Raw genomic sequence first — 12,576 nt, forward strand, 5'->3', positions numbered from 1 at the left:
GTCAATACACAGTTTCCTCATGCTATTTAATCGGTCATCATCAATGAAATACCCGAGGAACGAGGATAACGTCAGCTTGCCAATAACGCGCGGCCTGAGGCTCAGAATTAAAGACAGAAGCAAAATTATCATCTACGAGCCGCAAATGACTCCCACGGTTCCGCCCCGCATAAAATCAAGGAACTTCAGCGACCCGGGTTCCATTTCGCGGCCTTTTCCATTATCGCAACTCGCAGGATTCTTATGCTTGTTCCCGTCCGAATTTAAGTACATCTAATAATGCAGATAAAAGACTATGTAGAATTTCAGACGCGTCGGGGCGTTCACCCGCTTGACAGGCAGTTTGCTTGCAGCGAGCCCAAGTCAGCGCCTAGCATCCTTTTGCAAAACCTCTTCAAGGACGAAGCCTCAGTTTATATTGTCCTTGATGCCTCGAAATTCGTGCAGGGCCGTGAAGTACTGGAGCAGACCAACGGTGAATACCGCTGTCTGTTTGCCGGGGAGACCGCAGAGGAACTCGAAGATCTCTCTCCCTATCTTGTACGCGTAGCCTCTGATGATCCACTTCTGCGCCTTCTCACAACCTATGATCCTGCTTTATCGCCGGACTGGACAACAAAACATGCGCAACACCGGGAAGCAGCAATATTCATTCGAAGCTTCGCAGGATTTGAGGCCCTGTGGGCGCATCTGCGACATTTTTTGCGCGTGCGTGATGCGAAAGGCCAATGGTATTTTTTCAGGTTCTGGGAACCGCGTTTCAACAAGGCACTGGCGCGTTCAGGAGTAAGCTATGGAAGTCTCAGCTACAGGCTTTTTAGCAAAGACAAGCTTGATGCCCTCATCAGCTATATCGAAGACGAAGTCGTTGTTGCCACAGCGCAAGCCATAAGCGATTCAACCCCAATTCGCATAACTGAGTCTGACTTTCAGGTGCTTCGCATCATGCGAGCATCTTATTTTCTTGAACGTATCAAACAATCCTTTCGTGACGATGACGAGATCTGGTCTGAAGAATATCTCGATGACAACATAGAGAAAATATATTGTGTCGCACTGGAGCGCGGCTATCGGATCGAAGCTGCCAACTATCTGTTCATGCGAGCATCCTACCGACTGGCACAATTTGGTCTGACCATAGATCACTACGAAAACCTTGTTGATCCCGAGCGTATCCAATCGCCTCTTATCCGCGCAAAAGCGATTTGGGCGAACGTGGAAAAGGATTTTTTACATGCCTAAACCGCCGTTCTCTGAAACGACCGAAACGGAGCAATTATCGGCAAATTGTGATCCGACAATTATTCCAATTTTTCCTGTCCGTTTCGCACTGACCTTGGATGCCTTGTCCAAAATGCTGGACAAAGGTAGCGCAACGCCCCCAACGCCAAGCTCTATTGATGATCTGGCCGCACATGAACTGCTGCGCATCCGGCAAGGCTTTTTCTACACATGGGACGGCACCTATTTTCAGATATTCCGATTCCAGACGGTGCAGGGCGATGCCAATAGTGCAGATTATTCGCCCAAGGCCGATGTCGCGCCCAAAGGGAGCTATGTTTTTAGCAAGTATGAATTTCAGGACGAAAACGGTGATAAAAAAGATAGCCCCGAGGGTACCAATTGGAAGCTATTGAACGAAACCTATCCCTACGCTTTCGTACCCAAGGATACTCCTGTCGTCTGGGTGGCTTATAGCGAAAACCCTTGGCCTTCGAAGGTCTTTTTTGACATCCCTCACAATACCGATACGCGCGATACGTTGATGACGCGCCTTGATCTTGCCTCGCGCAGTGGCCCGTTTTGTGCACCAATTACAGAATTGGCAAAACGCGTTTCGGGTTTCCGGCGTAGCTCAGAGACAGGTGGAGACGCGGGTTTAGATGACGCGAATGTCGTTCGCATGACCACAACAAGATCCGAAACGCCATCCTTTGTGGTGAGTTGTATCAATACTGCTGAGAAAGGCGTTCTCGCTGCCATTCATGACCCGATAGGTGAGCTGCAAGACATCTGTGGGCTTATCTCGACACAGGTCATGACCCAGCAGAATTTCGTTGCGCAACACCAGTATCCCTTGGTCATCGGGAAAGCCGTAAAAAGTTATCAAGAGCAAGAAAAAGTCTCGAGTGAATCTGGATGGATAAAAAAGGCGCCACTTTCGCAGGAATTCGACAGTAGATATCAAGACCTGTTCGAAAAGTCAGAAGCTTTCGGCCCTATAATCTTCCGCCTTGCCTTTCATTGGCTTCGAAAGCTCATTCAAAATGATACCGGCAGTTTCATGTCGCAGTATTCGACGATGGTCAAACTCTGCGGTCGGTACAGTGCGACAGCGCATCCGAATGATCACCGTGAACTGGTGGCTGCCTGTAATATGTTCTTTGCCAGTGCAAAAGCGGGCGAAGCCAATTGCAGCGAACTGTCTCTTGTTGCCGCATCTGTGTTCAATGATCTCGCGAAGTTACCCAAGGGCGATACGGCTGATGGAGGGTTATTGAAGGCCGCACAAAGTAACGTCAGCAAGATACTTTCCTTCACTAAGTCACTGGTCTCCACTACGGGTAAAGTTAAGAACAACTTCTGGCCCGCGCTAAACGCCGTTATTGTGGTCTATGGCAATGAAATGGTTGAAGCTTGCTTCACTGGGTCCGAGACAAATGCGACGCGCGTGCTGGCCACCCAGATGTTCAGAAAAGAAGTAACCTTCCAGAAGGCGACCGAACTGAGATCGACGTTTCAGGAATTGCTGACGGCGGATGGTTACACGGCTCCAAAGCTCGTTGACCAGACCTACTCTTTTGGGCGTGCCACGGATATCTTTGATAGCGCCGAAAACCAAATTCTTGGCGATCTTTTTGTCCAACGTTGGCCCGCCGATGGAGAACTCGGAGCGGTCGAGTTCCGCGTAAATGTCACTGTAGAAGTTGACAGCAACTACAAGAGATTTGCCAGTCAGGTTGGCAAATTTGATACCGCTGCAAACGGGCTTGGGCTGCTTGCGTCTCTTCTTTCTCTCCATGGAACCATCAAGACATGGGGCGCAAACAGCTATGGCGACAAGAGCGACGTCGGCGCGCTAGTAAACAGTAGTACCGGCAAGTTCATCTCCGGTTTTTCGTCAGCTTACGGATCTGTGTATTCGCTTAACTCCGCACGAAAAGCTGTGCCAGGCATGGCAGCATCGAAGAAACTGGCTGGTCTTCTGTTCAAGGAAAACCCTTGGATGAAGACCTATGCGATGGTACGAGAGGGCCAATTTGGCAATATCGCAAAATCCGTTCGCATCGGACCGCTGGCGGCCAAGGCAACCGGCGTCGTTGGTATCGTGTTTTCGGGCTTCTTGTCATACGAAGGTATTAAACGTGAAGACTACGCTATGGCCATTGGGAATGGCATGGCCGTCGTGGGCGGGGTTGCCCTTTTGTTTGTGGCAACTGGCCCCATTGCCCTGATTGCAATCGGTGTGATCTTCGTTGGCGGTGTGATCTCCATGATGGCAGATAGCGATATCGAGACTTGGGTCCGGCAAGGTTTTTGGGGCACGCATAGTGAATATTGGGGAACTGCGCGACCTAGTTTGGATGATCAGACCATTCAAGCTAGAGTTCTCGCCAAACCAGAAGCCCAAGCTTATGAAAATATGAAATTTTACTACGATCAAGAACTCCAACGGTATCTCGATATGAATGCCAGCGTCAAAATCGTTGATACTTTGCCTAATGACGGGCAAATCGAAATCAAGGTATCCAAACTTGAAAGCAATGCACAAATAGGAAAACTGCAGGTAGAGGTCGTGAACCTCTTTACCGGCCCGCATTTTAGTGAATTAACGAGAAGCGTTGACCATAGGCTCGCATTCCAATCCGCAGGCACCGCCGTCGTCACGCTACCCCGTAGCGCATATATTGGTGCGAAAAGCAAACTTCGTATTACAGCCACCTATGACGATGTGAATGCGGGATCTCCGAGCGATACGCGAACATTTACGCATGAGAGTATCTGGTGATGGATCAACTGATATGTGAAGAATTGGAAGTCAATACGGATCGCAGACTTTGGAACCGTTTGGCTCGTAGTGCGAAATTGGTCTCACCGACGGTGCTTGAGGTTCCCGATCTCTTCCGTCAAAGGCTTCGCTTCATTCTGACAGCTTTTTCATTATTTATGTTCGGAGTCGTTGGCTACGATCAGTATTCAACTGGAACCAATCTACTAAGTGATTTCAAGGATGATATTGAATTCGTCTATTTTTTGGAAGACGCGTTAAAGATAAACTACGAACGTTCGAAATCCGTGAGAGAAACGCTTGGGGAACCTGTTCCCACCATCGAAGAATACGTCCAAGACTTTGAAAAGTGGAAACCTTTCTGGGTGCGCTTCCGAAGCAGCCTCATCCCTACTTTTTTGATGATGCTCTTTGTCTTCGGCGGCCTGCTAATCTCTATTTTCTCCCCTATTGCCCTTCCAGTACGCTTTGATCGCGAAATGCGGCTGGCATACACCAAGCGGGGACGCCACATCTATGTGGCGCGCATGGGCAAGGGTCGATACCTTCTAAAGGACGAGATCAAGCTTAGCACCGAAGATACGACGCCGATCCTCACCTATCACGGCGGTGGAGATCATGTGCTGGTCGTCGAGCTTTACCGATTGGACAAACCAGAGAAGAAAAAGAAGTTCCGTCTAGGGGCATATCCGTGCCCCTTGGGACCCGCGCAGGGGTATTACTTGGGTGGTCTCGTAAAAAACTTCTGCAAAGCGCCCCCAACAGAGCGCCCGGACCTCGAACGTTTGCACTTTGATGAGACATGGCTTGGTCAACTCTATCGGGATAAGGTCCTGCCTCTCGATTGGTTACGCTGGTGGCTTCGTCACGCATCGCTTATTCCAAGACGATTTAACAACAAAAAGCTGGACAAGACGCTTCTGGAATTCGCAACTCGGCCAGAGTGAGGGCGGGCAATTTATACTGGCCAGAGGAGGCCTCGAGGTTCGGAGATACTTGCTCAATCTTGCAGTCAGAAATCTGACCGCCGCGAAACCCATTACCTTAATGTCGGACCCATTAAGGCTTTTCGATTTTAACCCGAGACAGATCCGGCAGCCTTGAAGTAGCTCCAGCATTCTGCCGGATCGTAGAGATCGCAGATTGCTCCGATTGCTTTGAATACCTCGGTGAAGCTTCTTGCCCCGATCATAGCACACTCGCTGCATTTAGAGACGATCAAGTCGAACAAGACACGCCGCGCCGCCGCAGGTCCGGTTTGACCCAAACCACCGTACGCCGCTGGCGCAGCATTTCGTAGGTGCAGAAAGGCCGCGCCGAAAAGTTCGGCGCAATACTGTCGTTCGCCACCCGCCGTTAGAGCGGAGTTGCTTTTGCTATCGCGTGCATTCAGCGCGTGCTTCCGCATTGTCTTGGTTTCCAAATGTCGCAGGCTTGACAGGACGGAGCTAAGGCGGAAAGCTTCTGATAAGCTTTATTTTATCGGTATTTTGATGAACGGAATCATCGTTTCCTTGGCTTTGGCCGCTAATAGCTTCGCCTCGTCTGGCTGTGCTCTCACGGAGGGGATGCGACCTCCTACGCCCTCGCAACAGCTGGGAGCGGATCTCTACCACGAACTTCGACAAATTGCACGGAGGTTTACTTGATGGATGCTGGGCGGCGCGTTTTCAAAGTGTGGTTGGGCCGCGTGCTGTTTGTCCTGTTGCTTTTCTTTGCAAATGGGAGCCTGGCACAGGTCGCCGACACGGATATGCGCCCTGTGTGTCCGTTATTGCCTCGCATTCTTGACTTCACGCTTCTGCAGCGAACGGCAGTTTCTCGCCGATTCCGTGGAAAAACACCCGTTCGCTGGCGCAGAATTTTGCGCCCAGATTGGAGCGCGGGCGCCTTTCCTGTCAGGCTTTTCGCTGTTGCTGCGGTGCAGGAAGGATCTTGGCCAGTTTCCGAAGGTTCTGGGCGGTTGCGGCGAGGAGGAATTCGTCATTCGCACCGCAGGGTCCACGTAATCGGAGCCGATTCAGGCCAAGGATCCGTTTAAGATGGGCAAAGAGCATCTCGACCTTCTTCCGCAGCTTCATCGAGATGACGTATTGGTCCGTCTTCGCTATGTCCCGCGCGACCTGTCGAGCGTCTTCATGTTCCTCGCGGGTGATCGACCGGAAGTCCATGTTCGGGCAACAGCGCGCCTTCGAAGGGCAGGCCTGGCAGGTATGCTTCAGGCAGCGGTATTTGGCGACGCCCTTGCCGGTCGGCCCGCGGTTCGGATCGGAATAGTTCCGGCGGAATTGCTTCAGTTCGTGCTCTTCCGGGCAGATGTACTGGTTGTTCTCGGCGTCCCATTCAAAGTCGGCCCGGGTCCAGGTCCCGTCATTGCGCCCTGACTTGTCGAATACTGGAATGTGGGGCGCGATCTTGCGGTCGACCAGCCAGCCCAGCATTGGAGCGGTGCCGTAGGCGGTATCCGCGATCAGGCGTTCAGGGTGGAGGTCGAACCTGGCCTTCACGCGTTTCAGCATGGTCTTGGTTGAACCGACTTCGGCCTGCCGGATTGAGCGCGTGGGTTTGCTATGTGCGGCATAGCTATCACCTTGCCGCACAGCACCTTGGCCATTCACAAAGACATCGCCACTGGCCGCTGTAGCACGTGTTGGCGGAAAACCATCATGGCCGGAGCCGATGTCTCCGAGACGGGTCGATGCGGGCATATTGCCTCCAATATTGACGCAGAAATTTCGACCGTGAGACGGCGCTATTTCAATATGTTACGTTGAGTAGACCGTGTGAAAAGTATCGCTATAGCTTTGGCGCGGTAGCTTGGTTGAACGACCTTAAGGAGCACAGGGCACACTCTCTGCCTCACCCACTTTCATGCCAAGGGGCGGCAATTGCGGGCCCAGTCTGCCCAGTCAGCCGGATAGTGAGGGTGGTCTCGCAACTGCGTGTCATCAATCCCGAAGGCAACCGAGGCGGCGGCTGCTTCCAAGCACCAGTAGCCAACATAAGTGCTGTTCTCACCAAGATCTTCCGCCCGCGTGGTCTGCGCCGCGAGTTCGGTCGCCATCTCGTCGTACCAACCCTTCAGGAATTTTCCCAAGTGATGTGGGCGCGCGAAATCGGGCTCTTCGGGATCAATCGCGAGCCAGAGGTTGTGATAGGCTTCCGGCCAATGTACGGAGCTTTGCGGCGCCACATCCCCTTGGCCAAGCTGACGCCGGAAGGCTGACCAGATTTGGTCGTAGCCACCGTAATCGCGCTTAGTTAGGTCAAACTGATCCAGCGCATCAAAGAACGCTTTAAATTCATCTTGGTTAGCGCAGCACAATACCAGCATCGAGATGTAGCGCAGATAATCATCATAACCATCGCGTGCGATGCCATCCGGCATTTCGGTGCCGAAACGTGAGACCATTTCCGGGAACAGATGCCCGACCCCGTGCAGACCAGGGGCCACAACTTCGGGCATCGGGGCGCCAGCAGAATACGAGCAGAGAGATGTCTCGAAGAGCGCCTGTAGCAGGGGGTATCCTTTTCCGCCTTGTTTCAAAGGGCCAGGTGAAGGATTACCGTAGCTTTTCTCGAAAGCCTCGATGTCTTCAACTTGATAGGTTAGGGCCTGAACCCAGAACTCTGGGGATGCCAGCTTATCTCTCATTGTTTCCTCCATTTGGGTGACGAGACAGGCTTTCCCTTCTCGTCAAGCCATACCTCGGTCACTTTTCCATTCTTGTCGACTTTCAACAAAACCGGGTCGTATCCGTCTTTGATTCCGCGAAAGTCCGCGCGGCTCAATCCCGCTTTGCCCAATCGCTCTTGAATCCACTGTTGCGACATTTGCAGTACATCGTCCTTCGTCTTGCTCTGCGTCGATCCTAGATGCATCGTCGGCATGGAGGCTTGCCTGAGTGCCCATTTCGTCAGTCGGACCCTACGCCAGCTTGGTTTCGAGCCGCGCATCATCCCCGCGATTTATGTGAAGCCTTTCGTCAAGGGGCAGAAGAACGACTACAATGATGCCGAGGCCATCGCGGAAGCGGCGCTGCGCCCGAACTTACCAACCGTGCCGGAGAAGAGCCAGGACCAGCTCGACCTGCAGGCCCTTCACCGGGTGCGCTCGCGTCTGGTGTCGCGCCGGACCGCGACTATCAACCAGATCCGCGCCTTCCTGATCGAGCAAGGCATCACGGTGCGCAAATGGCTTCGGGCTTTGAAGAACTCCTTCGAGGCCATCCTCGAGGAACGCAAAGACGAGATATCGCCGCGCATGCGGGCCATCCTGATCGGTCTATACGGCGACTGGCTCTGGCTGGATGACCGGATCGACGCGGTCTCAAAAGAGATCGAGCAGATCAGCCGCACCGAGGAGAACTGCGTCAACGTCATGACCATTCCTGGTATCGGACCGATGATTTCGACGGCGATGGTTGCCGCGATTGGCACGGGAGAGGCATTCGGGCGTGGACGGGTTTTTGCGGCATGGGTCGGCTTGGTTCCCAGACAATACAGCACGGGTGGCCGAACGGTGAACGACGCATTGCGCCATGCGGCAGGGCTTGGCTGAAAGTTGCGCATGCTGGGAGCGGAGCAGCCAATTTCTAGACTGATGTCTTGTCCTAGCTTCGTTCCTTCGGCATGTTTCCGGCAGTTTTTGGAATAATTTTAGCTTTCGGGATGCTTCGTGGAGAGCGATTTTTGGCTTAACATTGGTGCGGCCCCTCAGGCCGGATCTGATCTGGCTGCTTTATTGATTGAGACTTTATCCGGTGTGGTTCCTTTAGGCCGCCAATTCGGAAAATGGCCAAAGCAGACCGTTCCGGATGGACTGGCCGGGCCGTTGTTTGGCGATGTCGCTCCCGATGCTGCTGAAATTGCCACATATGGAGCGGCAGAACAGGTGCCGTCGATGCGTACCTACGCCATCCTTGACGCAGCAAAGGCGCCCTACCTTCTGACAGGGCTGCTGGATCAGGCCGATTTAATGTTCCAATCGTTGTTTCAGGGCAGTGCCGCTGAAGAATTGGAGGAATGCGCCCCTTATCTTGTGGAGCTCCAAAAAGGTCATGATTTCACCCGCCATCTTATGACCCGTTTGGACGATGGCGTTGGGTTGTGGGATCAGGAATTGGGGATCTATGTCCGTTCTCGTGCGTCCTTTGATGATTTGCGGCGGCATTTCCGCAAATTCACGCGTCTACAAGATTATCATGGCCAGTGGTTCTATTTTCGCTTTTGGGAACCGGAACTATTGCGATCAATCGTGCGGACAGGTGAGGGACTCGATTTGCTCTCGCGACTATTGGATGTGAACCAGCTAATGGTTTGCGATCCTATTTTGGCGCAAGTTCTGATCGTTTCTGGAAACGTGAACGAGACGGAGCGCTTCAGATCGCGGCCAGCCGTTCTGACGGAGCGCACTCTGTTAGCTCTTCAAGAGCAAAGACGCCGCTCGTTTAGCCGCAAAGTAGCCTGTGAGATAGCAGCGAATGAAGGTGGTAATCCCGCCGATAGTCTGGAGGATGTCTACTGTGCTGTGCTGCGGGGAATGGCTGCCGGATTGCGCAGTGATATACATATAAAGCGTTTCGTTGAGATCAGCCGTCATGCCTCCAGATATGCTCCTGCGTGGCAAGACGTTCCTGAAATTCGGCGCACATTGAATGCCGGACATGCTCCGGCGGCTCTCTTGATTGAGCTTGAATATGATTTGGTTGAATTTGCAGGAGTGAATTTTGAGTGATGTAGCACAGATTACTCAGGGGTGTCCCTGCACCTGCTGTCCTCGCTATGAAGAGTTGAACGCTTGGGCGGATCATCTGGAAGAAATTGCAACGCGGCTTGATCGGGATGCATGGTTCTATCTGGAAGTGAAGGCAGATATCGTCGAGAATGGTTGGGAGTCCGAATATGCCCGCGTTGGAATATCTGGCTATCGCGATCCAACAGTTCCAAACCAAAATGCGGCGGCCCTGATCCAGCATTTCGAAGGTATGTCGGCGGAAGAGATTTTTGCCGAAGATCTGACGCCGGTAATGTTGGATAATTCGGTTGCCAGACCTGGCCTTGCACGTGTCATGCGCGAGAGGGCTTCTAATGCGCGTACACTTGCGAAGCGCGGTTTGGACTACTGTAAATCTAACGCGTTATATGCTGGTAAGGGCGCAGATTCCGTTCTGGATTACTTTTGCACACTTGATCCAGATAAGATTGATCAGGATGTCTGGGATACTCTTTTCAAAATCGGCTGGATCGATTTTGCCACTTGGGACGATGCGAGCTATCGTGTTGCATCTGAAAAATGGGCCCGCGCAGAACTCTACGCCTCTGTCGCAACGCTGATATTTGCTTGGCGCGGCGGATTGGTCAGTCTGGCTAAATCCACCGCTAAGGGCCTTGTTCGGCTGACGAAGAAACAAGCAAAACGTCTTGCTGAGTTGACAAAAAAACGCCCGCCGACGCGCGTGTCAAAGGCTACGTCTCTGGAGCGTAACCATTATTCTGTCGATGAAGAAGCGGGCTTGATGCATGGCTTTATGGGAGTTGGCCACGCGCAGCCATGGGGGCAAATGTCGGCCATTGCGCGGAAGAAATTCCAACACAGCTACAGTCGCCATGCGCATGAATTTGGTCTTCCTGCGTGGAGTGCTAAAAATGCTGAAGCGCTGCAGGCTCAGTTTAACGCAGCCGTCGGGCAGGTGCGGGCCAACGCCGATAAGGTTCTTCTCATGAGAAAGCCCTATGATTCAATGTCCGTCCGTGTGCGCTATTTCGAGGCCACGTTAAATGGCAAGAGGTATTATTATTACGAGCTATGGGACATTGGTAAGTTCGTAAGCGCGGGGCTTGCAAGATGAACGATGACTTCTACTCGAACGCCTATTTTATGTTTGTTTCGAAGCGCAGTGCTGATGCTTTTCAGCGATTTCGGCAAGATATGAGCTTGGCGCTTTCGCCCGCCCATGACGTGTTCGATGTCGTGAATTATGAAACCGGCGACATCGTGCATTCAGAAGAGACGTTTGCCGGGATCGTTCACTATCTGGATGCAAACCCGGAAAGCAATTTTGATTTCTATCTGGAAGATCCTGAGAAACGCAGCTTCATGTTTAGCTATCGGCCCGGAAGCTATCATGTGATGAGTATGCCTTACGATTTTCTCGATATGGCTCGCTTACCGTCGCTTCTTGTTTCTTTCAGCGCCATTTTTGGGTGGGGATGGCCCGACGATGCGCCGCCTGAGACTTTTGAAGAAATGAAGGCTGCTGCCGGTGACGCAAGATCGATGTTCCTACGGTATTGGAACGGTCAGTTACTAGCACCAAAATAGCTTTCGGATGACCTTCTTGCGTCCGCCAACGTAAATCAGAGACCTATGACCACGGCCACCATTTTCGGCGTTTTTGAGGGGCGTTCAACAACGCTGTAGCCTGCTGCTTCCACGCGTCTCTGTCTGTCCGCACCTCTTCCAGCGCCTCACGTTTGCGCGTGGCGCGCTTAATGTCTTTGACGATCTTCTCGCCAGGGCTTTTCGTTGTCTTCCCGACGTGCTACGGCCCCGAATTCATCCCAACCAAGCTGAGCAGCTGGATCAAGGCGGTAGCTATAAGCGCACCTCGATGCGGACAGCATCCATTTAGCGATTTTGATCAAGCTGCCGCCGTACATGCTCCGCAACTCGGTCCGCGACCAGGCGCACCCGCGGTGCACGTCTGACGTCTGGATGCATCACCAGATGAAGCGGACGCGCCTCGAACGGAGCATTGCAAGGCAGCTCCGTCAACTCTGGCTGCTCTGTCGCAGCGAAGCACGGCAGCATCGCGATGCCATTGCCGGCCCGCGCGCTTTCGAGAAGCGTCGCCATGTCGTTGCTTCGCACTCCAATTCGCGCTCCCGCTTTCCGAACGTACTCTTCGAGCCAGACAGCCTGCGGCAGGTCTGGCATACTGTCGTCGAAGCCAATATAAACACGCTCTGCGGCGGGCCGTTCAATCTGATCCTGACGCCCGTACAGCCCGTAAGGAACATTTCCTAGCTTCCGGACGATCAGATCCAGCCCGCTTACCGGCCCAAGCCGCAGGGCAATGTCCGCCTCGGCGCGATCGAGATCGCTGGCACGGCGCGCACCGATCATAATCGGTACAATGCCTGGATGCGTAACGCCAAGACGAACCAGACCCGGAGCAACCAGAAGCGCCAGAAGTACTGGCGGCGCAGAAATCCGAACCTCGCCCTTCAGCTCATCTATGCTGGAAGCAGAGCGCCCAAGCGCCAAAATCTCACGTTCCACCGCCTCCGCCCGAGCTATCAGCCGAGTTGCGTTGCTCGTTGGCTGCCAGCCGCGCGGCAACCTGTCGAAAAGACGTAAGCCGAGCGCCGCCTCCAGCCCGGAAATGCGGCGCGCCACCGTAGAATGTTCGACAGAAAGACGCGCTGCCGCTGCCATCAGGCTGCCTGCGCGTACAAGTTCGAGAAAGAAGCGTAAGTCGTCCCAAGAAAGCGGAGCCTTGTGTGCATTTTTGACCATACGATGCCAATTTTCTCCTTCTTACGTCGACATATTATCAGCCTAT

At 53.0% G+C, this 12,576-nt stretch carries 9 protein-coding genes and 2 pseudogenes; 7 read left to right on the forward strand and 4 right to left on the reverse strand.

All coding sequences use genetic code 11. The annotated features are described in order from the left end of the window. The first annotated feature begins 279 nt into the window (after positions 1-279). From WDB88_RS01950 to WDB88_RS01960, 3 genes are read left to right on the forward strand one after another with little or no spacing between them, the layout of a single operon-like run. Entirely contained in the window at positions 280-1,242 is a 963-nt protein-coding gene (locus WDB88_RS01950; protein WP_339108530.1) for a DUF4123 domain-containing protein, read from the forward strand. Then, positions 1,235-4,009: a toxin VasX gene (locus WDB88_RS01955; RefSeq protein WP_339108532.1), complete on the forward strand. Its 2,775-nt coding sequence runs from the start codon at positions 1,235-1,237 to the stop codon at positions 4,007-4,009. Before WDB88_RS01950 ends, WDB88_RS01955 begins: the two co-directional genes overlap by 8 nt. Beyond that, complete coding sequence (locus tag WDB88_RS01960) at positions 4,006-4,956, forward strand: hypothetical protein (protein WP_339108533.1); 951 nt, start codon at positions 4,006-4,008, stop codon at positions 4,954-4,956. Before WDB88_RS01955 ends, WDB88_RS01960 begins: the two co-directional genes overlap by 4 nt. A gap of 951 nt (positions 4,957-5,907) precedes the next feature. Here the strand turns inward: WDB88_RS01960 and WDB88_RS01965 are convergent. From WDB88_RS01965 to WDB88_RS01975, 3 genes and pseudogenes are all read right to left on the reverse strand, one after another. After that, positions 5,908-6,570, reverse strand: a pseudogene (locus tag WDB88_RS01965) (transposase); the annotation flags it as partial. A gap of 308 nt (positions 6,571-6,878) precedes the next feature. Further along, positions 6,879-7,664 carry a PoNe immunity protein domain-containing protein gene (locus tag WDB88_RS01970; RefSeq protein WP_339108534.1) on the reverse strand — a complete coding sequence of 262 codons (786 nt, stop codon included), beginning with the start codon at positions 7,662-7,664 and terminating at the stop codon, positions 6,879-6,881. Further along, the gene (locus tag WDB88_RS01975; RefSeq protein WP_339109544.1) at positions 7,661-7,900 is read right to left on the reverse strand and encodes a hypothetical protein; all 240 of its coding nucleotides are present in this window, start codon (positions 7,898-7,900) and stop codon (positions 7,661-7,663) included. The genes WDB88_RS01970 and WDB88_RS01975 overlap by 4 nt, the downstream gene beginning before the upstream one ends. Here WDB88_RS01975 and WDB88_RS01980 point away from each other — a divergent pair. The 4 genes and pseudogenes from WDB88_RS01980 to WDB88_RS01995 all read left to right on the forward strand — a co-directional run. Further along, positions 7,881-8,534: pseudogene (locus WDB88_RS01980) on the forward strand (IS110 family transposase); the annotation flags it as partial. The gene WDB88_RS01975 and the pseudogene WDB88_RS01980 overlap by 20 nt on opposite strands. A 153-nt stretch (positions 8,535-8,687) precedes the next feature. Then, complete coding sequence (locus WDB88_RS01985; protein ID WP_339108535.1) at positions 8,688-9,746, forward strand: DUF4123 domain-containing protein; 1,059 nt, start codon at positions 8,688-8,690, stop codon at positions 9,744-9,746. Then, the gene (locus tag WDB88_RS01990) at positions 9,739-10,860 is read left to right on the forward strand and encodes a hypothetical protein (RefSeq protein ID WP_339108536.1); all 1,122 of its coding nucleotides are present in this window, start codon (positions 9,739-9,741) and stop codon (positions 10,858-10,860) included. The genes WDB88_RS01985 and WDB88_RS01990 overlap by 8 nt, the downstream gene beginning before the upstream one ends. Beyond that, positions 10,857-11,333 (forward strand): hypothetical protein, encoded by a 477-nt coding sequence (locus WDB88_RS01995; protein ID WP_339108537.1) that lies wholly within the window; start codon positions 10,857-10,859, stop codon positions 11,331-11,333. Before WDB88_RS01990 ends, WDB88_RS01995 begins: the two co-directional genes overlap by 4 nt. Positions 11,334-11,639: 306 nt before the next feature. Here the strand turns inward: WDB88_RS01995 and WDB88_RS02000 are convergent, their stop codons facing one another. Then, positions 11,640-12,530, reverse strand: a complete 891-nt coding sequence (locus WDB88_RS02000; RefSeq protein ID WP_339108538.1) for a LysR family transcriptional regulator — start codon at positions 12,528-12,530, stop codon at positions 11,640-11,642. Positions 12,531-12,576: the final 46 nt, after the last annotated feature.

Origin of the sequence: Thioclava sp. GXIMD4216 (genome assembly GCF_037949285.1) — a bacterium.
GTDB classification, from domain to species: domain Bacteria; phylum Pseudomonadota; class Alphaproteobacteria; order Rhodobacterales; family Rhodobacteraceae; genus Thioclava; species Thioclava litoralis.

What these genes read in the sequence shown, in the direction of transcription:
- WDB88_RS01950 (WP_339108530.1), top strand. Translation starts at nt 280, where the DNA reads ATGCAGATAAAAGACTATGTAGAATTTCAGACGCGTCGGGGCGTTCAC.
- WDB88_RS01955 (WP_339108532.1), top strand. Translation starts at nt 1,235, where the DNA reads ATGCCTAAACCGCCGTTCTCTGAAACGACCGAAACGGAGCAATTATCG.
- WDB88_RS01970 (WP_339108534.1), bottom strand. Translation starts at nt 7,664, where the DNA reads ATGAGAGATAAGCTGGCATCCCCAGAGTTCTGGGTTCAGGCCCTAACC.
- WDB88_RS01975 (WP_339109544.1), bottom strand. Translation starts at nt 7,900, where the DNA reads ATGCCGACGATGCATCTAGGATCGACGCAGAGCAAGACGAAGGACGAT.
- WDB88_RS01995 (WP_339108537.1), top strand. Translation starts at nt 10,857, where the DNA reads ATGAACGATGACTTCTACTCGAACGCCTATTTTATGTTTGTTTCGAAG.
- WDB88_RS02000 (WP_339108538.1), bottom strand. Translation starts at nt 12,530, where the DNA reads ATGGTCAAAAATGCACACAAGGCTCCGCTTTCTTGGGACGACTTACGC.